Genomic DNA, 23868 nt, shown 5'->3' on the forward strand with positions numbered 1-23868 from the left:
GAGTGTGCGAACCCCGGCGGAATTGTCGGCGGGAATGCGCCGCGCGGCCGTGGGGAACCGCCCGTCCGGGTGACGGACTTCCGTCGGAACACGCGCTGTGATCTGTGACAGAAGTGTGACGGGACGGGGCCGCGTACCGGATACCGGGCCGGGCTTCCCCGGTCGCCGGACAGGGCATAGCGTGGCGGCATGGCACCGAATCCGTCACCTTCGGACGAACCCCAGGACAGTCCGGACGCCTACGTCGGCCTCGCCGCCGACGCGGCCGAGCAGCGGGCGCGGGAGCGGGGGTGGACCGCCGTGCGGTCCCTGCCGCCCGGCGCGATCATCACCATGGAGTACCGCGTGGGCCGGCTCAACCTGGAGGTGCGCGACGGCCGCGTGGCGCGGGCCTGGAAGGGCTGAGGGGCGCCTCCGGCGAGCCGCGCGACGACGCCGGCCCCGGTCTCCCGCACGGGAGACCGGGGCCGGCGCGTGCGTACCGGGGGCGGTCAGCCGCCCGAGAGGGGGCGGGCGCCGGAGGGGGACGCGGCGCCCCGTGGATGACGGTCGGAGTGCGGCGGCCGGCGGCTGCCGGCCGGGGTGACCGGCGAACGCTCCGCGCGGCTGGTGTGCGGCCCCGGAGCGAGGTACACCGGCGCCCGGGAGCGGCCCGGGGCGACCGGCTCGCGCGCCGCGGCGTCCGGGTCGGTGACGGCGGGCGCGAGCACCACGGGACCGGAGGGCGCGGACGCCGTGCGCCCCTGCCGGGCCGCCCAGCGGTCGCGCAGCCCCAGGAGCCACGCCTCCGCGCGGGCGATCAGCGGCTCGAACCAGGGCAGCGCCAGCAGGATCAGCAGCCCCGCGATCCAGCCGAGGACCACGTCGCTGAGCCAGTGCGTACCGAGGTAGACGGTGGACATCCCGACACCGAGCGAGGTGACCGCCGACACGGCGGACAACCAGCGGCGGGTCGCGGGCGTCGAGGCGAGATAGGCCAGGATGCCCCAGGTCACCACGGCGTTCGCGGTGTGACCGCTCGGAAATATATCGCCGCCGGCCCACATCTCGTTCGAGCCGACGGTGGTCGCGTAGTGGGGTCCCAGCCGTCCCATGCCGTACTTGGCGGCGCCCACGGTGACGTTCAGCAGCAGCAGCGAGACGCCCAGCGCGAGCATCGGGCGCAGCGTGTGCTGCCGCCAGGAGCGCCAGCCCAGCCAGGCGGCGACCATCACGGCGGTGGGGCCGCGCTGGCCCAGCACCACGTAGTAGTCCACGAAGGCGTGGATCTCCGGCCACTGCTGGTACGGCCGGAAGAACATGACCTGCCAGTCGAGCCGGACGAGCCAGGAGGTGATCACCACGGCCCACACGATCGCGACGTACACCGCGAGGGACCCGGCGACCAACGCGATCCTGTGCCGGCTCATCTTCGGCACGTCGAGATGGACCGGCCGTTCGGGCTCCCGGTCCAGTCTCGCGAACACCCGGTCCAGACGGGTGAGGTTCCGTTCGGTACGCACCCAATCGACGTTACAGCGAGTGAGGTCTCGTGCCCGCCGAATCAACGGCTTTGTGATGACGATGTGATGTGGGATTCCTCTCAGGACGTGCCCTAATTCCCTGGATTCGGCGGATCATGCGGGGCGCGCCCTTCATTTCTTTTGATCATTCCGGGCGGCGGTTTTATCGTGCTTATGAATTCGTTCACCGAATGCTGGTACGGAATTCTTCCCGCGCTCACCGAGGGCGCTCACGGCCGGTCACGGAGGACGGACCGGGCAGACCGGACAAGCCGGAAGAGCGGTGCCGGGGACCGGGCGGGCCGTCAGGGCGGGCCCGAGCCGTTCAGCCAGAACGCGCCGTACAGAGCCGACGCCACCGCGACCGGTACCAGCACCGCCGCCGCCCCGGCGGTCCGGCTCCGGGCGAGGACCGCGGCGAGCGGCAGCAGCAGCGGGAAGGCGGGCAGCAGCAGGCGCGGCTTGGAACCGAAATAACCCGACGCGCCCAGGGCCAACAGGGTGACGAGCCCCGTGTACACCAGCAGGGCGAGCGGCAGCCGCCGCCGTACGCCGAGGACGTAGAGCCAGCCCACCAGCGCGACGCCGGCGGCCAGGCCCGCGCCCGCCAGGGCCGACGGGAACCCCGTGAACAGGCCGGCGGTGAAACGGGCGAAGGCCCAGCCGCCGTCGAAGCCGTTGCGCCAGCCCGCCTGCACGTCGAGGTAGCCGAGGAGGCCGCCGCCGGCGCGATGCCCGGCCCACACCACGTACCCGACGGCGCCCAGGGGCGCGAGCAGCATGCCCAGCGCGCACCGCGCGCCCTCGCCGGGGGCGCGTACGGTCGCCCGCGCGCCGTGCGTACCGGCGGTGCTCCGGGTTCGCGCGAATGCCGCAACGCCGGCCGCCCACACCGCCGCCGCCACCGCGAGACCCACCGGCCGGGTCAGCCCGGCCGCCAGTGCGAGGGCGCCCGCCGTCACCCAGCGGCGGGTGAGGGCCGCGTACAGCGACCAGGCCGCCAGCGCCGTGAACAGCGACTCGCTGTACGCCATCGACTGCACGATCCCGACCGGAAGTACGGCCCACAGCAGCACCAGGCAGACACCGGCGCGCCCGCCGCCGACGTGCTCGCCGACCGCGTACACGCCCCAGGCCGCCGCGAGCGAGGCCAGCAGGCTCACCACGAACCCGGCGTCCGCGTACGACAGGGGCGTCAGCGTCGCGCCGAACCGCTCCAGCCAGGGCAGCAGCGGGAAGAAGGCCAGGTCGGAGTGGATGTCGCCGGTGGGCAGCCGCACCTCGTGGCCGTAGCCCTCCGCGGCGATCCCGCTGTACCAGAGGGAGTCCCAGCGGGCGGTCAGCAGGGTGTACGCGCTCTTGTCGCGCGCCGCGCTCCACAGGGCCAGGGTCAGCAGGCCGAGGGCGCGTACGGCGGCGAAGCCGAGGAGCGCCGGCGCGGCCCGGCGCGCGGCGCCGGTGCGGCGGTCCGGCACCGCGCGTGTCTCCAGGTAGGTCACGGCCCCGATTATCGGCGCCGGGCACGGGCGTCCCGGCGGGCGGGGACGCGGGGCGGGGGCGCCGGCGGCGCGGAAGTGGCGCACACCACACCGGGGCCCGGGACGGGTGAGAGCTGGGCCACGTGAGGCGCGCGGGGACTCGCGTACTCTGACGAGCCACTTCTGGGAGGTACGCACATGTCCGGGACGACCGCGGCCGCCGCCCCGCCGCGCCGTCGGGCCGCCGGGGCCGGGGCCAACCGCTGGGCGGTCCTGGTCGTCCTCTGTGTCAGCCTGCTGCTCGTGGCCCTCGACGCCACCGTGCTGCACGTGGCGGTCCCCGCCGTCACCGAGGACCTCAGACCCGGCCCGATCGAACTGCTCTGGATCGTCGACGTCTACCCGCTCGTCTGCGCCTCGCTGCTGATCCTGTTCGGCACGCTGGGCGACCGGGTGGGCCGCCGGCGCGTCCTGCTCCTCGGGTACGCCCTGTTCGGCGTCGCCTCCGCCCTCGCGGCCTGCGCCGACAGCGCGCCGGTGCTGATCGCGGCCCGCGCGCTGCTCGGGGCCGGCGGCGCGATGATCATGCCCGCGACGCTGTCGCTGCTGCGGGAGGTCTTCCCGGACCGGCGGGAGCGGGCGCTGGCGATCGGGGTGTGGAGCGCGGTCGCGGCGGTGGGCGCGGCGATCGGGCCGCTGCTCGGCGGGTTCCTGCTGGAGCACTTCTGGTGGGGGTCGGTCTTCCTGGTCAACATCCCGCTGATGCTGGCCGCCCTGCCGGTGGGCCGGCTGCTGCTGCCCGAGTCCAGGGGTGCGGACCAGGGGCCCTGGGACGTGGGCGGGGCGCTGCTGGCGGCGGCCGGACTGTTCGGGGCGGTGCTGGGCGTCAAGCGGCTCGGCGGCGGGGAGCCGGTGGTCAGCGCGCTGACGGTGGTGCCGCTGCTGGGCGGCGCGGCGCTGCTCACCCTGTTCGTGCGGCGGCAGCGGGGGCGGGCCCATCCGCTGGTGGACCTCACGATGTTCCGGCGGCCGGCGTTCGTCACATCGGTGGGGTGCATCGTGCTGGCGATGCTCGCGCTGGTCGGCCTGGAGCTGATCGCCGCGCAGTACCTGCAACTGGTGCTCGGGCTGTCGCCGCTGGAGACCGGGCTGCGGCTGCTGCCGCTGACCTTCGCGGCGATGGCGGCGGGTCTCGCGGGGGCGCGGCTGCTGCGGCGGTTCGGGCCGCGCCGGACGGTGTGCTTCGGGTTCTGCCTGACGGCCGGGGCGGTGCTGCTGCTGACGGGGCTGGGGCGGGCGGACGCGTGGGCGCTGATGCTGGGCGGATTCGTGTTGCTCGGGTTCGGGCTGGAGACCACGCTGTTCGGGGCGTACGAGTCGATGCTGAGCGAGGCGCCGCCGGAGCAGGCGGGCGGAGCGGCGGCGATCGGGGAGACGTCGTACCAGCTCGGGGCCGGGATCGGGATCGCGCTGCTCGGCACGGTGATGAACGCGGCGTACGCGCCGGGCCTGGCGCGCGTCGACGGGGTGCCGGCGTGGGCGTCGGCGGCGGCCGGGCGTTCGCTGGGGGAGGCGTACGAGGTCGCGGCGCGGCTCGGGGGGCCGGGCGGGGCGGCGCTGCGGTCGGCGGCGGCTGGGGCGTACGTGCACGGGCTGCATGTGACGCTGCTGGTGAGCGCGGGGCTGTTGCTGCTGGGAGCGGGCATGGCACTGCGGTTGCCGCGGGGGATGGGGGGCGGGGCGGTGACGGTGCCTTCCCCCCGGGACGCGCCGAAGTCCCGCGTCCCGGTCTGACCGTCTCCTTCACCCACCACGCCCGGGGGCGGGGGCGGGGGACTCTGGACGTGGGGCGCAGCGCGTCGTAACGTCGGCCGGGAGCCGTAACTAGCAGTGCTAGTTTTGACGTCCCCGGGAAGGTGCCCCATGCCCGCGTCCTTCGACCCCGCCGACCCCCTCGGCATCGACGACCTGCTCGACCCGGACGACCTCGCGGTCCGCGACACCGTACGGGCCTGGGCCGCCGACCGGGTCCTGCCGTACGTCGCCGACTGGTACGAGCAGGGGGAGCTGCCCGGCGTCCGGGACCTCGCCCGGGAGCTGGGCGGCATCGGCGCGCTCGGGATGTCGCTCACCGGATACGGGTGCGCGGGCGCGAGCGCCGTGCAGTACGGACTGGCCTGTCTGGAGCTGGAGGCGGCCGACTCCGGCATCCGGTCCCTGGTCTCCGTGCAGGGCTCCCTCGCGATGTACGCCCTCCACCGGTTCGGCAGCGAGGAGCAGAAGCGGGAGTGGCTGCCCCGCATGGCCGCCGGCGAGGTCATCGGCTGCTTCGGGCTGACCGAGCCCGACCACGGCTCCGACCCCGCCGGGATGCGGACGTACGCCGAGCGCGACGGCACGGACTGGGTGCTGAACGGCCGCAAGATGTGGATCACCAACGGGTCGGTCGCCGGAGTCGCCGTCGTGTGGGCGCGGACCGACGAGGGCATCCGGGGGTTCGTCGTCCCGACCGACCGCCCCGGCTTCTCGGCGCCCGAGATCAAGCACAAGTGGTCGCTGCGGGCCTCCGTCACCAGCGAACTCGTCCTGGACGACGTACGGCTGCCCGCCGACGCGGTGCTGCCGGAGGTCACGGGCCTGCGCGGCCCGCTGAGCTGCCTCACCCACGCCCGGTACGGGATCGTCTGGGGCGCCATGGGCGCGGCGCGCGCCTGCTTCGAGACGGCGGTGGAGTACGCGCGGACGCGCGAGCAGTTCGGGCGGCCCATCGGCGGCTTCCAGCTCACCCAGGCCAAGCTCGCCGACATGGCGGTCGAGCTGCACAAGGGGATTCTGCTCGCCCATCATCTGGGGCGGCGCATGGACGCGGGGCGGCTCCGCCCCGAGCAGGTCAGCTTCGGCAAGCTGAACAACGTGCGGGAGGCGATCGAGATCTGCCGTACGGCGCGGACGGTCCTCGGCGCCAACGGGATCTCCCTGGAGTACCCGGTGATGCGGCACGCGACGAACCTGGAGTCGGTGCTCACCTACGAGGGCACCGTCGAGATGCACCAGCTCGTGCTGGGCAAGGCGCTCACCGGAATCGACGCGTTCCGGTAGCACCCGCGGGTGAGGCGGGCCGGCGGGGGCGGCCCGGCCTCAGCTCTGGTTGAAGAACCCGTCCGTGCGGTGCGCGGCGGGTTCGCCGTTGATGACCTGGGTGTCGGCCGGGCTCAGCAGGAACACCCGGCTGGAGACCCGCTCGATCGAACCGCGCAGCCCGAAGATCAGCCCGGCGGCGAAGTCGACCACGCGCTTGGCGTCGCCGGCCTCCATGGCCGTCAGGTTCATGATGACCGGGACGCCGTCCCGGAACAGCTCGCCGATGGCGCGGGCGTCCCGGAAGCTGTCCGGGGTGACCGTGCCGATGCGCCGGCCCCTCTCCTCGGCCGTGTCCGAGGCGACCTTCACCCGAGGGTCCGTGACCCAGGCGTCCCCGGGGTCGTTGCCCTCGGAGTAGTCGTCGTCGTAGTAGCGCTCGTCTTCGTTGTCGTCGACGAGGCCGAGCCACGCACTCGCCTTGCGTACCGATCCCATGGACGCCTCCTCTCAAGCGGTCTTCCGTTCTTTCCGCATCCCTATGGTCATCCATGATGCGGACGTCGCGCCAAGTGGATAGACGCCGCGCGGGGGGTTTGTGACGGTACTGGTGCACAGCAGATCCGTCGAGAGTCCATGTGTCCCAAGGGCCGTTTCCCAAACGGCTGCTGACCGGGAATGAAATATGACTCTTCCTGGCGGACGGGTGAGGAGCCGGGCGTACGGGTGAATCCGGCGGCCGGCGCGGTGCCGTGCGCGGCGTACGGACCGGGAGGGCGTATGGCGGGCCGAGGTCCCGGTGCTGACGCGGAATCAGGGGCGGCCGTGCGGGCCGTGCGCGGGATTCGCGGACGCGACCGGTGGGGGCGGGACGGTCGTGGCGTCGCGGGAAACGCCGGTCGTATGAGTGGTGACGGCCGAAAGGCACCCTTGCGCCGACCGTTCGTTCGGCCGAATACTCCCACTCAGCGCTTGTCAGGGGCACGATCGTTTCCGGAATCCGGACACCCGGGCCCCCGGCTGCGCCTCACGGGTCCGGCAACCCCACGACCGGGCCCCCGACTTCCCCCGTGGAGGAACGAAAAGTGAGGATCAAGCGCACCACCCCCCGCAGCGGTGTCACGAGACGTACCCGGCTGATCGCCGTCTCCACCGGTCTCGTCGCCGCCGCCGCGATCGCGGTCCCCAGTGCGACCGCCGCCGACACCCCCACCACCTTCAGCTCCGCCGAGCTCAAGAGCGCGAGCGCCTCGGTGCTGAAGGCCGACGTCCCGGGCACCGCCTGGGCCGTCGACAGCAAGTCCGGCAAGGTCCTGGTCACCATCGACGAGACGGTGTCCCAGGCCGAGATCGCCAAGATCAAGCAGCAGGCCGGTGACAAGGCCGGCGCGCTCACGATCAAGCGCACCAACGGCACGTTCAACAAGCTGATCCAGGGCGGTGACGCCATCTACGCGAGCAGCTGGCGCTGCTCCCTCGGCTTCAACGTGCAGGACAGCAGCGGTACCCAGTACTTCCTGACCGCCGGGCACTGCACCGACGGCGCGGGCACCTGGTACTCCAACTCCGCGCGCACCACCGCCATCGGCACCACCACCGGCTCCAGCTTCCCGACCAACGACTACGGGATTGTGCGGTACACCGGGTCCGTGGCCCGGCCCGGCACCGCGAACGGCGTGGACATCACCAGCGCCGGCACCCCGAGCGTGGGCGCCACCGTCATCCGTGACGGTTCCACCACCGGCACCCACAGCGGCCGGGTCACCGCACTGAACGCCACCGTGAACTACGGCAGCGGCGACATCGTCTACGGCCTCATCCAGACCACGGTCTGCGCCGAGCCCGGCGACTCCGGCGGCTCGCTCTACGGCAGCAACGGCACCGCCTACGGTCTGACCTCCGGCGGCAGCGGTAACTGCACGTCCGGCGGCACGACCTTCTTCCAGCCGGTCACCGAGGCCCTCAGCGCCTACGGCGTCAGCGTCTACTGACCGGTCCGCTCCATCCGCACCCCCCACACGCATCGCTGACGAGGCCGCAGCCAGCGGCACGACGAGCCCCCGCCCGGCACCCGCCGGGCGGGGGCTCGCTTCTGTGCGGAGTGAGGAGGTCTCCCGCGTCCGTACGGAACGAGGGGCGGGGCGGGCGGACGGGAGCGGACACCGGGCGGGCCGTCCACCGCGCGTAGACGCACGGATCGGCGCCGGAGCGCAAGAGCGGGAATCCGGACAGGACTAGACCTCGCTCCGGGGTGAGGGACGCGGCACGCGGTGGGGCCGCTCCGTGTACCTGCCCGGCCGGGACGTGAGCGATCGCGAACGGTGGAGGCCGTGTGCGCACGTCTTGAGGTCGACCTTGTGTGCGCGCTGGGCCGTTCGGAAGAGCGGACGCCCGTCAACCGGCCTTCCGGCCCCCGCGGACCCCATGACCGCACGGGCCGTCCCCCCGTAGGAGGACATGGGTTGAAGCGCCGACGCATATCCCGGCGACGGACGGCTCTGGCGGGCGCGGGCGTCGGCGCGCTGGTCGCCACGGCCCTCACCTTCCGGAGTGCGAACGCCGGCGAGAGTCCGGCGTCCCCGGCTCCCAAGTCCCTGTCGGCCCCCGCGGCCGGACGGCTCGCCACCGCCCTGCTCGGCGAACTCGGCACCGGCGCGGCCGGCACCCACTACGACGCGCGGAACAAGAACCTGGTGGTCAACGTCCTCGACGAGACCGCCGCGCGGAGCGTCGAGAAGGCCGGCGCCACGGCGGGAATCGTCGAGAACCCGCTCGCCGACCTGAAGCGCGCCCGCGCCGCCCTCCGGCGGGACGCGGCCCTCCCGGGCACCTCCTGGGTGACCGGCCCGACCGCCGACAAGGTCGTCGTCACCGCCGACCGCACGGTCTCGGGGGCCGCCTGGGCGAAGCTCACCGAGGTGGTGGAGTCGCTCGGCGCCAAGGCCGGGCCGAAGCGGACCGCGGGGGAGTGCAGGCCGTTCGCCGCGGGCGGCGACGCCATCACCGGAAGCGGCGGGCGCTGCTCGCTCGGCTTCGACGTCGCCAAGGGCGGCGAGCCGTACTTCCTGGCCGCGGGGCACCGCACCGAGTCCAGCACCTCGTGGTCGGACTCCTCGGGCACCGGCATCGGCGAGAACGAGGTGTCCGGATTCCCGGGCGACGGCCACGGCCTGGTCAAGTACACCGCCGACGTGGACCACCCGGGCGAGGCCGACCTCTACGACGGCTCGGCGCAGCCCGTCACGGGCGCCGCCGAGGCCACCGTCGGCATGGCGGTGACCCGCAGCGGCTCCGCCACCCAGGTGTACTCCGGCACGGTCACCGGCCTCGACGCCACCGTGAACTGAGGCAACGGCGTCATCGTCGACGGCCTCATCCGGACCGATGTCCGCGCCGGGCCCGGCGACAGCGGAGGCTCCCTCTTCGCCGGCGGCAGCGCGGTCGGTCTCACCTCCGGCGGCAGCGGTGACCGCGCCTCGGGCGGGGAGACCTTCTTCCAGCCGGTGACGGAGGCGCTGTCGGCCCACCGGGACGGAGATCGGCTGACCCGCAGGCCCCGGTGGAGTCCCGCCGCGCGCGCGAGGGGCGGGACTCCCGCGCGGGTACGGGGTGGTCAGCCCGCCCGCGCCGGCAGTTCCGCCTCCTGCCGCCGTTGGCGCCGCGCCGACGCCAGCAGCGTGATCACCGTCCCGGCCACCGCCCACGCCCACAGCACCAGCAGCGGAACGGTCAGGGCGTTGCTCTTGAAGTACGCCACCGAACGGGCCGCCCAGGTCCCCGCGCCCGGCGGCAGCGCCGGGCCGATCGCCTTCCAGAACGGCGGCAGCATCGGCAGCGGGAAGGCGCCGCCCGCGCTCGGGTTGCCCGCGATCACCACCAGCAGGATCGCGAGCCCGATGCCGACCACCCCGAAGAGCCCCTGGAGGGCGAGGGTGGCGGCGCCCACGGCGAAGGTGATCAGCGCACCCAGTCCCCACAGGTCGACCACGCTGCCGGGCAGCGCGCCCAGCACCGGCCCGACGATCACCGCGCCGCCGAGCCCGCCGACGATCGCGACCAGCGCCATCACGATCAGCCGGATCGCCGCGCGGCGCGGGTCGGCGGGGCGGGCGCCGGCGCTGATCGCGAGGATCGAGGCGCACAGGTAGCCGCCGACGCACCAGCCGACGACCAGGTAGAAGGAGGACAGTCCGTCGAAGTCACGGGCGGAGGCCGGTGCCACGTCGACGGTCCGTACCGTCCGCCGCTCGGCCCCCTCGAGCCCGGTGACGAGACCCTCCAGGGTGGTGGCGAGGGCCGTGCCGCCGCCGGAGGCGACCAGCAGGGTGTCCCGGCCGCCGCGCGCGTCCACGATCAGGGCGCCGTCGATCTCCCGGTCCAGGATCTGGCGCCGGGCGCCCGCCTCGTCGGCCACCGCGCGCGGGTCCAGCGGTCCGCCCGGCAGCCGCTCCAGCCGGGCCACCGTCTGCCCGGCCGCCGCGTCGGGCGCGACCACCCCGAAGGGCACGTCCCTCGGCTCCGGGTGGTGCAGCGCCCCGACGTAGGAGGCGATGAAGAGCAGCTGGAGCGCGATCACGCCGAGCACGAGCAGGGTGGCCCGCAGGCTGACGGCGTCCCTCACCTCGTCGCGGAACGAGCCGTTCCGGGTGCTGCTCCCTGAGGTGTGTGACATGTCCCCACCGTCCCGGCCGGAGGGCGTTCCCGCAGGTGGGAGGGGTCCGAACGGATGTCGTACACACATTCGAAGATGGAGGTATGGTGGGGTGAGATGGTTGGAACAGGCGTTCGATAGGGCGTCGCGGGTCACGAAGGCGGGAGGTGCGCGTGCCGGATTTCACGCATCTGCGCGCCGTCTCCGGGTTCTCCCTGCGGTACGGCGCCTCCCACCCGGAGCGGCTGGCCGAGCGCGCCGCCGAGCGGGGCATGGACGCCCTCGCCCTCACCGACCGCGACAGCCTCGCGGGCGCCGTCCGCTTCGCCAAGGCGTGCGCGAAGGCCGGCATCCGTCCGCTGTTCGGCGCGGACCTGGCGGTGGCGCCGCCCGTCGGCGGGCCGGACCGCGACGCCACCTCCGTGCGCCGTGACCGGCGCCGCGTCCCCGTGCGCGGCGGCGCCTTCGTCGACGAGTCGGCCCCCCGCGTCACCTTCCTCGCCCGGGACGGCGCCCGTGGCTGGGCCGGTCTGTGCGCGCTGGTCTCCGCCGCCCACCGGAACCCCGAGACCCCCCTGCTGACCTGGCCCGACAACCACGCCGACGGCCTCACCGTGCTGCTCGGCCCCGATTCCGACGTCGGCCGCGCCCTCACCGCGGGCCGCCCCGACCGCGCGGCGCGGCTGCTCGCGCCCTGGCGTGAGGTGTACGGCGACGCCCTGCGCCTTGAGGCCGTCTGGCACGGCCGTACCGGCACCGGACCCGGCTCCCTGCGGCTGGCCGCGCGTACCGTCGGCTTCGCCGCCGAGCAGCGCGTACGGCCCGTGCTGACCAACGCCGTGCGGTACGCCGACCCCGGCCAGGGCCCGGTCGCCGACGTGCTGGACGCCGCCCGCCGCCTGGTCCCGGTCGACCCCGCCGGGGAACTGGACTCCGGCGAGGCCTGGCTCAAGGACGCCGCCGCCATGGCCGGCGCCGCCGAGCGGATCGTCGAGGCCGCGGGCTTCCGGCGGGACACCGCGCACCGCCTGCTGGAGCAGACCCGGGCGACCGCCGCGGAGTGCCTGGTCGACCCCGAGGACGACCTCGGCATGGGCACCGTCCACTTCCCCGAACCGCACCTCGTCGGCGCCGGCCGCCGCACCGCCCAGCGGGCCCTCGCCTCGCGGGCGGCGGCGGGGATGGTGCGACGCGGCTACGACCGCAGGCGCGCGTACTGGGAGCGGATGCACCAGGAACTGGACATCATCGCCCACCACGGCTTCGCCTCGTACTTCCTGACGGTCGCGCAGGTCGTGGACGACGTAAGGGACATGGGCATCCGGGTCACGGCGCGCGGCTCCGGCGCCGGCTCCCTCGTCAACCACCTCCTCGGCATCGCGCACGCCGACCCCGTCGAGCACGGGCTGCTGATGGAGCGCTTCCTGTCCAAGGAGCGGGTCGTGCTGCCCGACATCGACATCGACGTGGAGTCCGCGCGGCGCCTGGAGGTCTACCGGGCGATCATCGGCCGGTTCGGCACCGAGCGGGTCGCGACGGTCGCCATGCCGGAGACCTACCGGGTGCGGCACGCGATCCGGGACGTGGGCGCCGCGCTGTCCATGGACCCCGCCGAGATCGACCGGGTCGCCAAGTCCTTCCCGCACATCCGCGCCCGCGACGCCCGCGCGGCCCTCGCCGAACTCCCCGAGCTGAAGGAACTGGCGGGCCGCGCGCAGGAGTACGGCCGGCTCTGGGAACTGGTCGAGGGCCTGGACGCCCTCCCGCGCGGCATCGCCATGCACCCCTGCGGCGTGCTGCTCTCCGACGCCTCCCTGCTCTCCCGTACGCCGGTCATGCCGACCAGCGGCGAGGGGTTCCCGATGGCCCAGTTCGACAAGGACGACGTGGAGGACCTCGGGCTGCTCAAGCTGGACGTGCTGGGCGTGCGGATGCAGTCGGCGATGGCGCACGCGGTCGCCGAGGTGGAGCGGGCCTCGGGCACCCGGGTCGACCTGGACGCCGTACCGGACGGCGATCCGGCGACGTACGCGCTGATCCGGTCCACCGAGACGCTGGGCTGCTTCCAGATCGAGTCGCCGGGCCAGCGGGACCTGGTGGGGCGCCTCCAGCCGTCGGTCTTCCACGACCTGGTGGTCGACATCTCCCTCTTCCGGCCCGGACCGGTCGCCGCCGACATGGTGCGGCCGTTCATCGAGGCCCGGCACGGGCGGGCGCCGGTGCGCTACCCGCACCCGGACCTGGCGGAAACGCTGGAGAGCACGTACGGGGTCGTCGTCTTCCACGAGCAGGTCATCGACATCATCGCGGTCCTGACCGGCTGTGGACGCGGCGAGGCCGACCGGGTGCGGCGCGGGCTGTCCGACCCCGAGTCGCAGGGGCGGATCAGGGCGTGGTTCGCGCAGCACGCGGCGGCCAACGGGTACGACGCGGAGACCATCGGGCGGACCTGGGAGATCGTCGAGGCGTTCGGGTCCTACGGCTTCTGCAAGGCGCACGCCGTCGCCTTCGCGGTGCCCACGTACCAGTCGGCCTGGCTGAAGGCCCACCACCCGGCCGCCTTCTACGCCGGACTGCTCACCCACGACCCCGGCATGTACCCCAAGCGGCTGCTGCTGGCGGACGCGCGGCGGCGCGGGGTGCCGATCCTGCCGCTGGACGTGAACACGTCGGGGGCCGCCCATCGGATCGAACTGGTGTCTGAATCGCGGGGGCGGCGGGTCTGGGGGCTCCGGCTGGCGCTGCTGGACGTGCACGGCATCACCGAGGCCGAGGCGGAGCGGATCGCCGCCGGACAGCCGTACGCCTCCCTGCTCGACTTCTGGGACCGCGCCCGCCCCAGCCGCCCGCTCGCCTCACGCCTCGCCCAGGTCGGCGCGCTGGACGCGTTCGGCGCCAACCGCCGCGACCTCCAGCTGCACCTGACCGAGCTGCACCGGGGCGCCCGGGGCGGGCGCGGCGAGCAGCTCCCGCTGTCCGGCGGCCGGAGGACGGCGCCGGCCGGGCTGCCCGACCTCACCCCGGCGGAGAAGCTCAGCGCCGAGCTGGGCGTGCTGTCGATGGACACCTCGCGCCATCTGATGGACGACCACCGGGAGTTCCTGCGCGAGCTGGGCGTGGTCTCGGCCAAGCGGCTGCGCGAGGCCCGCAACGGGGAGACGGTGCTGGTCGCGGGCGCCAAGGCGGCCACCCAGACACCGCCGGTCCGCTCCGGCCGCCGGGTCATCTTCTCCACCCTGGACGACGGCACCGGCCTGGTCGACCTCGCCTTCTTCGACGACTCCCACGACGCCTGCGCGCACACCGTCTTCCACTCCTGGCTGCTGCTGGTGCGCGGGGTGGTGCAGCGGCGCGGGCCGCGCAGCTACAGCGTGGTGGGCGCCGCCGCCTGGAACCTCGCCGAACTGCTGGAGGTGCGGCGGGAGGAAGGGCTGGAGGGGGTCGCGGCCCGGCTGGCCGACGGGACCCGGGGCGGCGCCCCCGGGGACGGACCCGCCCGCCGGCGCCTGGCCGGCTCGGACGGACAGCCCGCGCCGGCCGGTTCCGCCGCCCAGGACGCGATGGAACGGCGGCGGAGCATCCGCATGCCCACGGGGTACGAGATGCACCCCTGGGCCGATCTGCGCCCCGCGGGCGAAGGGCCCGCGGCGGGAAGGAAGTTGTGGCACCAGAGTCCGGGGAGTGCGGGATGACCATTCTCTGCGTACGTTTCCAGCTGCCGCCGATGTACGAGGCGGCCCTGCCGGGGCTGCTCGGCCTGCTGGAGGAGTTCACGCCGGTCGTCGAGGCTCTGCCGCCCGACGGGGCGCTGGCCGATCTGCGGGGCGCCGAGCGCTACTTCGGGCGTGACGCCGTGGGACTGGCCTCGGTGATCCGCGTCCGCGCCCTCGCGCTGCACGGGGTCGACTGCGCGATCGGTGCCGGGCCCGGCCCGCTGCTGGCCCGGATGGCGCTGCGGGAGGCCCGGCCGGGCGCGGTCCGCGCGGTCACGGCGGAGGAGGCGGCGGAGTTCCTCGCGGACCGGCCCGTCGTCGCGCTGCCCGGCGTCGGCGCCGCGACCGCCCGCACCCTGTGCGAGTACGGCCTCGACACCCTCGGCCGGGTCGCCGCCGCGCCGCTGTCCACCCTCCAGCGCCTGGTCGGCGCGAAGACCGGCCGCGACCTGCGCGAGAAGGCCGGCGGGATCGACCGGAGCCGGGTCGTCCCCAACGGCGTCTCCCGGTCCCTGGCCGCCGAACGCGCTTTCCCCCGCGACGAGATCGACCCCGCCCGGCACCGCCGCGCCCTGCTCTCGGCCACCGAGGAACTGGGCACCCGGCTGCGCGCCGTCGACAGGATCTGCCGCACCCTCACCCTCACCGTCCGCTACGCCGACCGCAGTGCTACGCCCCGCACCCGCACCCTGCGCGAGCCGACCGCCCACACGGCGGCGCTCACCGCGGCCGCGTACGAGATGTACGAGGCGCTCGGCCTCCAGCGCGCCCGGGTCCGCGCGATCGCCCTGCGCGCCGAGGGTCTCGCCCCCGCAGAACAGGCCGCCCACCAGCTCACCTTCGACCCGGTGGACGAGAAGGTCCGCCGTATAGAGGAGGCCGCGGACCGCGCCCGCGCGCGGTTCGGGCCCCGGGCGGTGATCCCGGGGGCGCTGGCGGCCTGACCGGGGCGGCCCCGGGGCCGCCGACGGCGCGGGCCCGTCCGGCCTGAGCCGCCGGGCGGACCCGCGCCGCGGACGGTGGGCTCAGCGGCCGGCGCGGCGGCGGACCGACGCGAAGAGGGTGGCCGCGCCGAGGGCCAGGGCCGCGGCGCCGCCGACCGCGAAGGAGGCGGTGCTGCCGTCGCCGCCGGTCTCGGCGAGGTCCGCCGACCCGCCGGCGGCGCTCGGCGCGCTGCCCTCGCCGGCCGCGGCGGCCTCCGTGGCCCCGGTGGCCTCGTGCCCGGGCGCCGTCGGGTCGGTCGTGGTGGTGGCGTCCTGGTCGCCGTGGCCGTGGTGCTCGACCGTCGACCTGCCGGTGCCGGCGGCGATCTGCTCGTCGGAGGGCGCGGAGGCGGCGGGCGCGGGGGCGGGCGCGGCGGCGGGGGTGTCGTCCTCCCCGCTCTCCCCGGTGGCGGTGCCGTCGGCGCCGTCCCCGCCGAAGGTGACGTCCGAGCAGGAGTAGAACGCCTCCGGGCTGTCCGAGCGCTGCCAGACCGCGTACAGCAGGTGCTGTCCGGTGCGCTCGGGCAGGGTGCCGGAGAAGGTGTAGAAGCCGTCGGCGGCGGCCGGGTCGGTGACGGTCGCCACCGGGGCCGTCAGCTCGAGGTCGTCCCAGGCGAGCGGCTGGGACGGGTCGTAGCCGTCCTTGGTGAGGTACACGGTGAAGGTGCCCTTGTGCTGGGCCGTCACGCGGTACTTGAAGGTGTACGAGCCGCTGCTCACGGCGGTGGCCGGCCAGTCGGCGCGGGCCAGGTCGAGGCCCTTGAACTCCTCGCTGTTCGCGCTGCACAGCTTGCCGTCCGGGATCAGCTCCCGGTGCCGCCCGGCCGCGTCGCCGATGCGGACGCCGTTCCAGTCGTAGAGCGCCTGGGTGCCCCCGGCCGCGACCGCCGCCCGGCACGCCGCCGAGCCGGGGCTCTCCGGTCCCTCGGCGTAGCACTGCGAGACCCGGCTGACCGGGTCGCCCATCGTGCCGTGCGCGGCGGCGGGCGCCGCCGTCAGCACGGTCAGGGCGAGGGGGAGGGCACCGGCGGCGGCGACGGCGGTCCTGCGGGGCGCGGGCATGGGGAACTCCTCGAACGGTCTCGGGAAAAGCGGTCCGGAACCCGTGGGGGGCGACCAGCACGCTAGCCCCGGAGAACCGCGAAAACCCCTGCTGGAGACGGGGAACGGAGATCCTTATGGTCGCGTTAAGGGAGTGCTCAGGCTGGGCTCAGGTAGCTACCGTCGCGGCATGACCGACGAGACGATCAGACCCGCCGAAGAACGTGACGTGCCCGCGGTACGGGCCGTCACCGACGCCGCCTACCGCCCGTACGTCGCACGGATCGGTGTGGTGCCCGCGCCCATGACCGCCGACCACGCGGCGGACGTGGCCGGCGGGAAGGTGTTCGTCACGGGCGAGCCGGTGACGGGACTGGTCGTGGTGGAGGCGCTCCCCGGCCGTCTGTTCCTGGAGAGCGTCGCCGTCCACCCCGACGCCCGTGGCCGGGGCGTGGGACGGCGGCTGCTGCGGTTCGTGGACGCCCGGGCGCGGACGCTCGGCCTGCCCGAGGTCAGGCTCTACACCAACGCGCTGATGTGGGAGAACCAGGAGCTGTACCCGCGCTACGGCTACGAGGTCGTCGAGCGTCGCGTGGACGGACCCTACGACCGCGTCCACTACCGGAAACGGCTGGGAGGAAACGTCTCATGACGGGCCGGTTCAGGCGTCCGGCCACCAGGTGCGGGCGATGTCCTCGCGGACCTCAGGGCGCCCGGCGGGGCGGGCCTCGGCCTCCTCGCGGACCCGGCGGACGTCCGTCCGCGGCTTCAGGGGCTTCTGCACGGTCACACGGCGCATGGCTGCCTCCTCATGGGCCCACCGGGTTCCGCGGTGCCACGGGGGGCAGACCCTTTGCGCGAGAGTTCCTCATCGCCGCCGGATCTGTCAGTGGCGACTGTCACGATTCGACTGTCAGTGGTGGGTGTCACCCTTGGGGTCATGACGTACGGGAGTGACGTGACGGACACGCCCCGTGTCGACCGGGATGCCGAGGCGGCCCGTTTCGACGCCGAGCCGGACCACGGCCTGCGCGACCCGAGGGTGCGCGACGCCTGGGCCGGCCGTTGCGCGCCTGGCTGCCGAACCCCCCGGCCGACCTCCTCGGCCTCGGCTGCGGCACGGGCGGCCTCGCCCTCCTGACGGCCGGGCAGGGGCACCGGGTCACCGGCGTCGACCTGTCCCCGGCGATGCCGGCACGGGCCCGGGCCAAGCCGGCGGGGCGGGACGCGGTGTTCCTGGCCGGGGACGCCTCGGCGCCGCCCGTGGGGGAGCGGCGCTTCGACGTCGTCCTGGTCCGGCACGTCCTGTGGGCGCTGCCCGATCCCGGCGCGGCGCTGCGGTGCTGGCGGGAGCTGCTGCGCCCCGGCGGCCGGCTGGTCCTGGTCGAGGGCGTGCGGGGAAGCGTCACCCCGGCCGGGGTCTCCGCCGGCCGGCTCGCCGCGCTCCTCGCGCCGCTCGCCGGGCGGCCCCGGACCGAGCCGCTGTCCGCCGACCCGCTGCTGTGGGGGAAGGAGGTAAGGAGGTACGGACGAGCGGTACGCGACGGTGGTGGAGTTCTGGGCAGTGTCCGGAGTCAGAGGAGGGTGCGGAGGCCGTCCGCGCCGCGGGCCAGCCGCTCCAGGGCGTCCAGGGCCGCCACGGCGTGCGCGGCGGCGGCCGGGTCGCGTTCCGGCAGACCGCTCGCGGCGAACTCGTCCTCGTCCAGCCGCCGTACGTCCGTGCCGTCCGCCGGGCACCACAGGTCCAGGTCGAGGTCCTCCACGACCAGCTCCGTGCCGGTGCGCACGGCCGGGCGGGTGACATCGCAGTACCAGCCCTTCAGCGCGCCCGTGCCGGCGCGGACCTCCTTCACGGCGTACCACCGGTCGCGCCAGTAGTGCTCGGTGAACACGTCCCCCGGCTCGAACCGCACGAAGCCGAAGTCACGGACACCGGCACCGGCCCAGGGGGCGCGGACGGTGACCCGGGTGCCGTCGTCCGCCAGGAGCGCCGCCCGGTAACGGATCTTCGTGCGGCCCGCCTTGCGCAGGATCACGTCCAGGTCCGGTTCCATGACACGGACGCCGTCCGCCTCAGCCGAGTCCGCGGACATGACGCACCTCCGACGCGCAGACCTCGTACCCGAACCACTTGTTGACGGCGAGCATCGCGCCGTTGCCGGTGTCGTTGCCGGTGAACGCCTCGGTGAGGCCGGCCTCCCGGGCGCGGTGCAGGGAGGCGTTCTTCACCAGCTTGGCCAGGCCCCGGCCGCGGAAGGCGCGGGCGGTGCCGGTCATCCCGGTGACGTACCGGGTCCCGCCGTCCGTGTGGGCGGCGGTGAACGCGACGGGGCGGCCGTCGACGACCGCCACCGTGGTCAGCTCCCGGTCGAGGAGCGGGTGCCGCCAGGTCTCCGCCAGCCACGCCTCGTAGTCCGCCGGCGCGGTCTCCACATCGCTCGGTTCGTCCGCCGTCGTCTCCGCGTCCAGCGCGAACAGCGGGCGCGGATCGGCCGCGTAGTCGGCGGCGGTGCGCAGGTCGACGCCCGGCGCGGGAGGCTGGAGCGGGGGCAGGGTCCCGGCCGCCAGGTCCAGGCGGAGGAAGTGGGCCGACCGCCCGGCGCGGTAACCGCGCCGCTCGGCGAAGGCCCGGTTGCGGGGCTCGTCCAGCACCCAGCTGAACAGCTTCGTCGCGCCCTCGGCCGCCAGGTACTCCTCGGCCGCCCGCACCAGCAGGCCGCCGGCGCCGCGCCGCGTCCGGTCCGGGTGCGTATAGACGTTGAGGTACGCCTGCCCCGGCTCCGGGCTCTCGTGGACCAGGCCGATCTGGGCCGTGCCGATCACCTCGCCGTCCTCCACGGCGACGAGGGAGCGGACCCGGGCGGCCGGGTGGGTGTGCGCGAGGTGGTGGACCACGGCGTCCGGGGTCCACAGGACGAACGGGAGGGCGCGGTGGCGCACATGGGCGAACTGCTCGACGTCCGCCCGGTCGTCGGGGCGCAGGTCGCGTACGGAGACGGTCATGTGGGCGCACGCTACGGCGGCCCGCCGCGGGACGCCTCCCATTTTCCGCCGGGCACCCGGCGGGTGCGGGACAATCGGGCCGTGACCCTGAAGATCCACATCGCCGACGGTGCCGCGCCCTACGAGCAGGTGCGCGCGCAGATCTCCGAACAGGCCCGCTCGGGCACGCTGCCGGTGGGCTACCGGCTGCCCACGGTGCGGGGCCTGGCCGAGTCCCTGGGGCTCGCCGCCAACACGGTCGCCAAGGCGTACCGGGCGCTGGAGGCGGACGGCGTGATCGAGACACGGGGCCGCAACGGCACGTTCGTCGCCGCCGCGGGCCCGGCGGCCCAGCGGGAACTGGCCTCGGCGGCACAGGAGTTCGCGGCGCGGGCCCGGCGCCTGGGGCAGCCGCAGGACGCGGCGCTGACAGCCGTACGGGAGGCCCTGCGGGCGGCGTACGGGGACTGAGCGCGGTCCGCCGGAGGGCTCAGGCGGACGACGGCACCCGCGCCGGTGCCCGGGTGGCGTCCAGCCCGGCCGTCCGCGCCGCCCGCGCGAAGGCCGCCGCGTCCCGTACGGCCGCCGCGTGCGGGTCGTTGTTGAAGTAGGCGTACACGTCCGCCTCCCGCGGCCAGGTCCCGGCGATCCGGCGGACCCAGGCGGCGAGGGCGGTCCGGCCGTAGCGCGGCCAGGGGAGCGCCCGCCCCTGGTGGAAGCGGACGTATCCCCAGTCGGCGGTGCGCCACAGCGGGGTCACCGGGCGGGACAGCACATCGGCCCAGCAGAGCGCGGCGCCCCGGGCGCGCAGCACCTCCCGCACCTCGGGCGTCCACCAGGAGGCGTGCCGGGGCTCCACGGCCACCCGGGTGCCGGGCGGGAAGCAGCCGAGGCAGCCGTCCAGCAGCCCGGGGTCGCCCCGCAGGGTGGGCGGCAGCTGGAGGAGGACCGGGCCGAGCCGGTCGCCGAGCCCGGTGGCGCGGCCCATCAGCCGGGCCACCGGCTCCTCGGGCTCCCGCAGCCGTCTGACATGGGTGAGGAACCGGCTGGCCTTGACCGCGACGACGAAGTCCGCCGGGACCCGCTCCCGCCACGCCTCGAAGGTCTCCCGGGCCGGCAGCCGGTAGAAGGCGTTGTTGACCTCGACGGTGGCGAAGTGCGCCGCGTACTCCTCCAGCCACCGCCGTACGGGCAGCCCGGACGGGTAGAGGGCGTCCCGCCAGTCCCGGTACTGCCAGCCCGACGTGCCGACGAAAAGGGTCATGGCCCCATGAGAACAGCGGGCGGTGGTCCGGGCCGCCGGAGGAGGACACCCAGGTGGCGTCGGCCCCCGTGGCGCCGGCCCGGCCGGGTGACCGGACGCCGCCGGGGGCGCGGTGACGTGGCCGAGGATGTCCGAGAGGTACAGCAGGCCCTCCAGGAACGGCGGCCGGTTCACCGGCGCAGCCGGCCGCCGGCCGCCCGGGTGTGCCGGCGCGCCATCAGCAGGGCGGACAGCCCCGAGGAACCGCTCATGACCAGCTCGGTGAAGGCGAGCCGGACCTCACGCGCCTGCGGCCCGCCCGTCAGCCGCGCGGCGACCGCGTGGACCAGGCCGCCGCAGGTGTCGTGGTCGGGTTCGCCCACCACCCGCACGGTCGGCACGGGCCGCTCGGCGCGGACGACGAGGGCGAACTCGGGGGACTCAGGAGTGGCCGTACGGGGCGGGGCCGGGGCGGGCGGGGGAGTCCAGGAGCGCGGCCGTGCCGAGGCGGAGCAGCTCCAGGGCGCGCGGGAAGTCGTGGAGCCGGCCGGCGAGCGCGTCCAGTCCGCTCACCAGCGACCGGGCGGGCACCCGCCGTGCCTCCAGGACGGCGGCGGTCCAGGTGAGGAAGGCGGTGAAAACCTCGGCGTCGTCCAGGTAGAGGGCGGTGGCGAGGAAGTCGACGATATGGGCGATGTCCTCCGCGGTGCGTTCCCGCTGCGCCTCGCCGTGGGCGCGCACGGCCGGGAAGCCGGTCTCCAGGTCGGCCAGGGCCTGCCTGACCAGCCGGGGCCGTGACCGGACGACCAGCGTGTACTCCTGGTCGGTCAGGTGCGGGAGGTCGTCCACGGCCTGCCGGGTCACCGACGGGCCGGCCCGCGGCAGCCCGGCCGCCAGTACCGCCGCCGCGCCGCGGGCGTCCGCCGCCCACCGGTCGGCGCCGAGCGCCCGCGCGTGCCGGCCGTCCGGTCCGAAGGCGCGCCCGCCGGCCAGCACGGGCACCCCTATGGCCTGGCAGGCGGTGACCGCGGTGTGGGCGGTGGGCAGACGGGTGGGGACCGACCCGGAGAGCAGGACCGCGCAGGGATCGGTGCGGTGCAGGTGGGCGACCAGGTGCGGGGTGGGGGTCTGGGCGCCGAGGCAGTCGACCCGCCAGCCGCGCAGGGCGAGCACCTCGGCGACCAGCCGGGCGGGGAAGGCGTGCCACTCGCCGTCGACGCAGGCGACCGTGACCCGGCCGCGCCCGCCGGCCGGGTCAGCGGTGGCGCGCCGGCGGTGGGCGAGGGCGGCGACGCCCCGCTCGTTGAGGGCGGTGACGGCGTGTTCCTGGACGACGCTGACGCGGTCGGCGGCCCATTCCGCGCCGATGCGCTCCTGCACCGGGGCGATGACGTCGAGCAGCAGCGCCTCCTCGTCGACGCCGTCCGCCGCCGCCCGGTCCAGGACGCCGAAGGCGGTGTGCTCGTCGCCGGCGGACACCGCGTCCCACCCCCGCCGCCGGAGCCCGGCGGCGGGGGTGCGGCCGGTCACGTGCTCCTCCCGCCGTTCCCGCCGTCGACGACCGACAGCGGGCCGGTCCTGGCCGCGCCGATCGCCACGACGGCCATGTCGTCGTGCCCGCCCGAGCCGAGCCACTGGGCGGCGAGCATCCGCACCCGCTCCACCACCGCCTCGACGGGCATCCCCGCGCACTCACCCAGTGCCCGCCGGAGCCGCGCCTCACCGAACATCTCGTCCCCGAGCGGACCGCCGCGCGCCTCGGTGATGCCGTCGGTGTACAGCAGGCAGATCTCGCCCGGCGCCAGCACCGTCTCGACCGTGCGCACCCGCACCTCGGGCACGGCGCCGACCAGCGTGCCGTGCGTCGCCACCTCCTCGACCGTGCTGTCGGCCCGGAGGATCAGCGGGGGCAGGTGCCCGGCGCTGGTCAGCCGCAGGTGCGCCCGGCCGCCCCGGCGCCGCACGGAGGCCAGGACCAGCGTCGCGAACCGGGTGTGGCGGGAGGAGAGCAGCGTCCCGTTGAGCAGGCTGACGACGCGCTGGTGGTCCTCGGCCAGCGGCAGCAGGGCGTGCAGGGTGTTGCGGATCTTGCCGGTGAGGACGGCCGCGTCCAGGCCCTTGCCCGCCACGTCGCCCAGGACGACCAGGGTCTCCTGGGTGGGGTCGGAGCCGGGGTGGACGTCGTAGAAGTCGCCGCCGACCCGCTCGTGGTCGGCGGCGGCGCGGTACCCGCCGGCGTACTCCACGCCGTGCACGCTGCCGAGCGCCGGCGGCAGCAGTTCCCGCAGCAGCGTGGCCGTGATCGAGGACTGCTCGGTGTAGAGGCGGGCGGCGGACAGCGCGGCGCCGGCGCGGGCGGCGAACAGCCGGGCGAAGACCTCCTCGCCCTCGGTGAAGACCCGCTCGGTGCCGGCCCGCAGCAGGATCAGGGCGCCCGCGGGCACCCCGTGACCGGGCAGCGGCGTGACGAGCACCGAGCCGACCGGGCCGGTGAACTCGTCCGGGACCACCCAGGCCGGCAGGTCGTCGGGGTTGAGCCAGCGGGCCGGTACGGGCGGGAAGCCCTGGAGGGTCTCGGCCAGCCCCGGCACGCTGCTCACGTCCGCCTGCCGGATGACCTGGGTGACCGGACCGCCCTGGCAGGCGTAGGTCAGGCGGTGGCGCCGGCCCTGGGGCGGGGTGATGAGCACGGCGGCCTCGGCGAGGTGCTCGGCGGCCAGGGAAGCGGTCACCTCCGCGCAGCGCGACACGTTCAGCGTGGACAGCAGCGTGGACGAGACCTCGGAGAGGATCTCGGAACGCAGCCGGGCGCTGCGCAGGGCGGCCTCGGCGAGCCGGCGGTCGGTCTCCTCGACCAGCCACCACACCACGTCGCCGTCGGCCGCCCGGGTCGGGTGCGCCGCGAAGACACGGTCGTCGATGGCGCCGGTGAGCGGACCGGCGGCGGGGGTGTGCGGCCCGTCCGCGATCCGCCGGTGGGCGTCGGACAGCCAGGACGGCACGGCGTGGGGCGGCCGGCCGTCGCGGGCCGTCTCCGGCAGGAGCCGCCGCGCGGCCTCGTTGACGCGGACGGGCGTGCCGTGCCGGTCGAGCACCAGCACCGGGCAGGGGGCGTCACGCCACGTCGCTCCGACCCGGAGGTCGGCGGGGTCCGTGCCGGTGGACGGTTGCGGGGAAGCAGTCACAAGCGGAGGCGC

Annotated in this window: 19 protein-coding genes and 3 pseudogenes; 10 read left to right on the plus strand and 12 right to left on the minus strand. The window is 75.1% G+C overall.

Annotated features, from left to right (window positions below):
- The first annotated feature begins 189 nt into the window (after positions 1-189).
- Positions 190-405, plus strand: coding sequence for an I78 family peptidase inhibitor (locus Sdagh_RS01195; protein WP_189422724.1), 216 nt, complete (start codon positions 190-192; stop codon positions 403-405).
- A gap of 86 nt (positions 406-491) precedes the next feature.
- On the opposite strand, the gene Sdagh_RS01200 is transcribed toward Sdagh_RS01195, so the two are convergent.
- Together Sdagh_RS01200 and Sdagh_RS01205 are read right to left on the minus strand one after the other, a co-directional pair.
- Positions 492-1502, minus strand: coding sequence for a phosphatase PAP2 family protein (locus Sdagh_RS01200; RefSeq protein ID WP_189422726.1), 1011 nt, complete (start codon positions 1500-1502; stop codon positions 492-494).
- Positions 1503-1807: 305 nt separating this feature from the next.
- On the minus strand, positions 1808-3001 hold the full coding sequence (locus Sdagh_RS01205; protein WP_189422728.1) for a putative hexosyltransferase: 1194 nt from the start codon (positions 2999-3001) through the stop codon (positions 1808-1810).
- A gap of 177 nt (positions 3002-3178) precedes the next feature.
- Here Sdagh_RS01205 and Sdagh_RS01210 point away from each other — a divergent pair, with 177 nt between their 5' ends.
- On the plus strand, positions 3179-4774 hold the full coding sequence (locus Sdagh_RS01210) for an MFS transporter (RefSeq protein WP_190078209.1): 1596 nt from the start codon (positions 3179-3181) through the stop codon (positions 4772-4774).
- A gap of 129 nt (positions 4775-4903) precedes the next feature.
- Complete coding sequence (locus tag Sdagh_RS01215) at positions 4904-6079, plus strand: acyl-CoA dehydrogenase family protein (RefSeq protein ID WP_189422732.1); 1176 nt, start codon at positions 4904-4906, stop codon at positions 6077-6079.
- A 39-nt stretch (positions 6080-6118) separates the two neighbouring features.
- On the opposite strand, the gene Sdagh_RS01220 is transcribed toward Sdagh_RS01215, so the two are convergent.
- The gene (locus Sdagh_RS01220) at positions 6119-6556 is read right to left on the minus strand and encodes a cell division protein SepF (RefSeq protein WP_189422735.1); all 438 of its coding nucleotides are present in this window, start codon (positions 6554-6556) and stop codon (positions 6119-6121) included.
- Between the two features lie 587 nt (positions 6557-7143).
- On the opposite strand from Sdagh_RS01220, the gene Sdagh_RS01225 reads away from it, so the two are divergent.
- Positions 7144-8049: a S1 family peptidase gene (locus Sdagh_RS01225; protein ID WP_189422737.1), complete on the plus strand. Its 906-nt coding sequence runs from the start codon at positions 7144-7146 to the stop codon at positions 8047-8049.
- A 471-nt stretch (positions 8050-8520) separates the two neighbouring features.
- Positions 8521-9604: pseudogene (locus Sdagh_RS01230) on the plus strand (S1 family peptidase).
- A 67-nt stretch (positions 9605-9671) separates the two neighbouring features.
- On the opposite strand, the gene Sdagh_RS01235 reads toward Sdagh_RS01230, so the two are convergent.
- Positions 9672-10730 (minus strand): ABC-2 transporter permease, encoded by a 1059-nt coding sequence (locus tag Sdagh_RS01235; protein WP_189422739.1) that lies wholly within the window; start codon positions 10728-10730, stop codon positions 9672-9674.
- A 152-nt stretch (positions 10731-10882) separates the two neighbouring features.
- Here Sdagh_RS01235 and Sdagh_RS01240 point away from each other — a divergent pair, with 152 nt between their 5' ends.
- Complete coding sequence (locus tag Sdagh_RS01240) at positions 10883-14401, plus strand: DNA polymerase III subunit alpha (protein WP_190078210.1); 3519 nt, start codon at positions 10883-10885, stop codon at positions 14399-14401.
- Positions 14398-15366: a DNA polymerase Y family protein gene (locus tag Sdagh_RS01245; protein ID WP_189422743.1), complete on the plus strand. Its 969-nt coding sequence runs from the start codon at positions 14398-14400 to the stop codon at positions 15364-15366. Before Sdagh_RS01240 ends, Sdagh_RS01245 begins: the two co-directional genes overlap by 4 nt.
- An 81-nt stretch (positions 15367-15447) precedes the next feature.
- On the opposite strand, the gene Sdagh_RS01250 is transcribed toward Sdagh_RS01245, so the two are convergent.
- Positions 15448-16467 (minus strand): lytic polysaccharide monooxygenase auxiliary activity family 9 protein, encoded by a 1020-nt coding sequence (locus tag Sdagh_RS01250; protein WP_190078211.1) that lies wholly within the window; start codon positions 16465-16467, stop codon positions 15448-15450.
- Positions 16468-16636: 169 nt separating this feature from the next.
- Here Sdagh_RS01250 and Sdagh_RS01255 point away from each other — a divergent pair, with 169 nt between their 5' ends.
- Entirely contained in the window at positions 16637-17098 is a 462-nt protein-coding gene (locus Sdagh_RS01255; protein ID WP_189422747.1) for a GNAT family N-acetyltransferase, read from the plus strand.
- Between the two features lie 9 nt (positions 17099-17107).
- On the opposite strand, the gene Sdagh_RS01260 is transcribed toward Sdagh_RS01255, so the two are convergent.
- A complete protein-coding gene (locus Sdagh_RS01260; protein ID WP_189422749.1) occupies positions 17108-17245 on the minus strand; it encodes a hypothetical protein in 138 nt (45 codons plus the stop codon).
- Positions 17246-17386: 141 nt separating this feature from the next.
- Between Sdagh_RS01260 and Sdagh_RS01265 the strand changes: the two are divergent.
- Positions 17387-17964, plus strand: a pseudogene (locus Sdagh_RS01265) (class I SAM-dependent methyltransferase); the annotation flags it as partial.
- Between the two features lie 56 nt (positions 17965-18020).
- Here Sdagh_RS01265 and Sdagh_RS01270 read toward each other — a convergent pair.
- Together Sdagh_RS01270 and Sdagh_RS01275 are read right to left on the minus strand one after the other, a co-directional pair.
- On the minus strand, positions 18021-18539 hold the full coding sequence (locus Sdagh_RS01270) for a ribonuclease FAU-1 family protein (RefSeq protein WP_190078212.1): 519 nt from the start codon (positions 18537-18539) through the stop codon (positions 18021-18023).
- Positions 18520-19449: a GNAT family N-acetyltransferase gene (locus Sdagh_RS01275; RefSeq protein WP_190078213.1), complete on the minus strand. Its 930-nt coding sequence runs from the start codon at positions 19447-19449 to the stop codon at positions 18520-18522. Before Sdagh_RS01275 ends, Sdagh_RS01270 begins: the two co-directional genes overlap by 20 nt.
- Positions 19450-19530: 81 nt before the next feature.
- On the opposite strand from Sdagh_RS01275, the gene Sdagh_RS01280 reads away from it, so the two are divergent.
- Complete coding sequence (locus tag Sdagh_RS01280; protein WP_189422755.1) at positions 19531-19899, plus strand: GntR family transcriptional regulator; 369 nt, start codon at positions 19531-19533, stop codon at positions 19897-19899.
- 19 nt (positions 19900-19918) lie between these two features.
- Here Sdagh_RS01280 and Sdagh_RS01285 read toward each other — a convergent pair whose 3' ends face one another.
- The 4 genes and pseudogenes from Sdagh_RS01285 to Sdagh_RS01300 all read right to left on the minus strand — a co-directional run bounded on the left by Sdagh_RS01285 (position 19919) and on the right by Sdagh_RS01300 (position 23856).
- Positions 19919-20692, minus strand: a complete 774-nt coding sequence (locus Sdagh_RS01285) for a DUF72 domain-containing protein (RefSeq protein WP_189422757.1) — start codon at positions 20690-20692, stop codon at positions 19919-19921.
- A gap of 170 nt (positions 20693-20862) precedes the next feature.
- A pseudogene (locus Sdagh_RS01290) lies at positions 20863-21075 on the minus strand (STAS domain-containing protein); the annotation flags it as partial.
- A gap of 37 nt (positions 21076-21112) precedes the next feature.
- Positions 21113-22201, minus strand: a complete 1089-nt coding sequence (locus Sdagh_RS01295) for a cobalamin B12-binding domain-containing protein (RefSeq protein WP_190078215.1) — start codon at positions 22199-22201, stop codon at positions 21113-21115.
- On the minus strand, positions 22198-23856 hold the full coding sequence (locus tag Sdagh_RS01300; protein WP_226534413.1) for a PP2C family protein-serine/threonine phosphatase: 1659 nt from the start codon (positions 23854-23856) through the stop codon (positions 22198-22200). Before Sdagh_RS01300 ends, Sdagh_RS01295 begins: the two co-directional genes overlap by 4 nt.
- Positions 23857-23868: the final 12 nt, after the last annotated feature.

The organism is Streptomyces daghestanicus, from assembly GCF_020521275.1.
Lineage (GTDB): Bacteria > Actinomycetota > Actinomycetes > Streptomycetales > Streptomycetaceae > Streptomyces > Streptomyces griseoviridis.

Excerpts from the sequence above, each read along its gene's own strand:
- Sdagh_RS01255 (WP_189422747.1), top strand. The coding sequence starts at position 16,637 with ATGACCGACGAGACGATCAGACCCGCCGAAGAACGTGACGTGCCCGCG.
- Sdagh_RS01235 (WP_189422739.1), bottom strand. The coding sequence starts at position 10,730 with ATGTCACACACCTCAGGGAGCAGCACCCGGAACGGCTCGTTCCGCGAC.
- Sdagh_RS01245 (WP_189422743.1), top strand. The coding sequence starts at position 14,398 with ATGACCATTCTCTGCGTACGTTTCCAGCTGCCGCCGATGTACGAGGCG.
- Sdagh_RS01270 (WP_190078212.1), bottom strand. The coding sequence starts at position 18,539 with ATGTCCGCGGACTCGGCTGAGGCGGACGGCGTCCGTGTCATGGAACCG.
- Sdagh_RS01220 (WP_189422735.1), bottom strand. The coding sequence starts at position 6,556 with ATGGGATCGGTACGCAAGGCGAGTGCGTGGCTCGGCCTCGTCGACGAC.
- Sdagh_RS01210 (WP_190078209.1), top strand. The coding sequence starts at position 3,179 with ATGTCCGGGACGACCGCGGCCGCCGCCCCGCCGCGCCGTCGGGCCGCC.
- Sdagh_RS01285 (WP_189422757.1), bottom strand. The coding sequence starts at position 20,692 with ATGACCCTTTTCGTCGGCACGTCGGGCTGGCAGTACCGGGACTGGCGG.
- Sdagh_RS01215 (WP_189422732.1), top strand. The coding sequence starts at position 4,904 with ATGCCCGCGTCCTTCGACCCCGCCGACCCCCTCGGCATCGACGACCTG.
- Sdagh_RS01260 (WP_189422749.1), bottom strand. The coding sequence starts at position 17,245 with ATGCGCCGTGTGACCGTGCAGAAGCCCCTGAAGCCGCGGACGGACGTC.
- Sdagh_RS01275 (WP_190078213.1), bottom strand. The coding sequence starts at position 19,449 with ATGACCGTCTCCGTACGCGACCTGCGCCCCGACGACCGGGCGGACGTC.
- Sdagh_RS01195 (WP_189422724.1), top strand. The coding sequence starts at position 190 with ATGGCACCGAATCCGTCACCTTCGGACGAACCCCAGGACAGTCCGGAC.
- Sdagh_RS01250 (WP_190078211.1), bottom strand. The coding sequence starts at position 16,467 with ATGCCCGCGCCCCGCAGGACCGCCGTCGCCGCCGCCGGTGCCCTCCCC.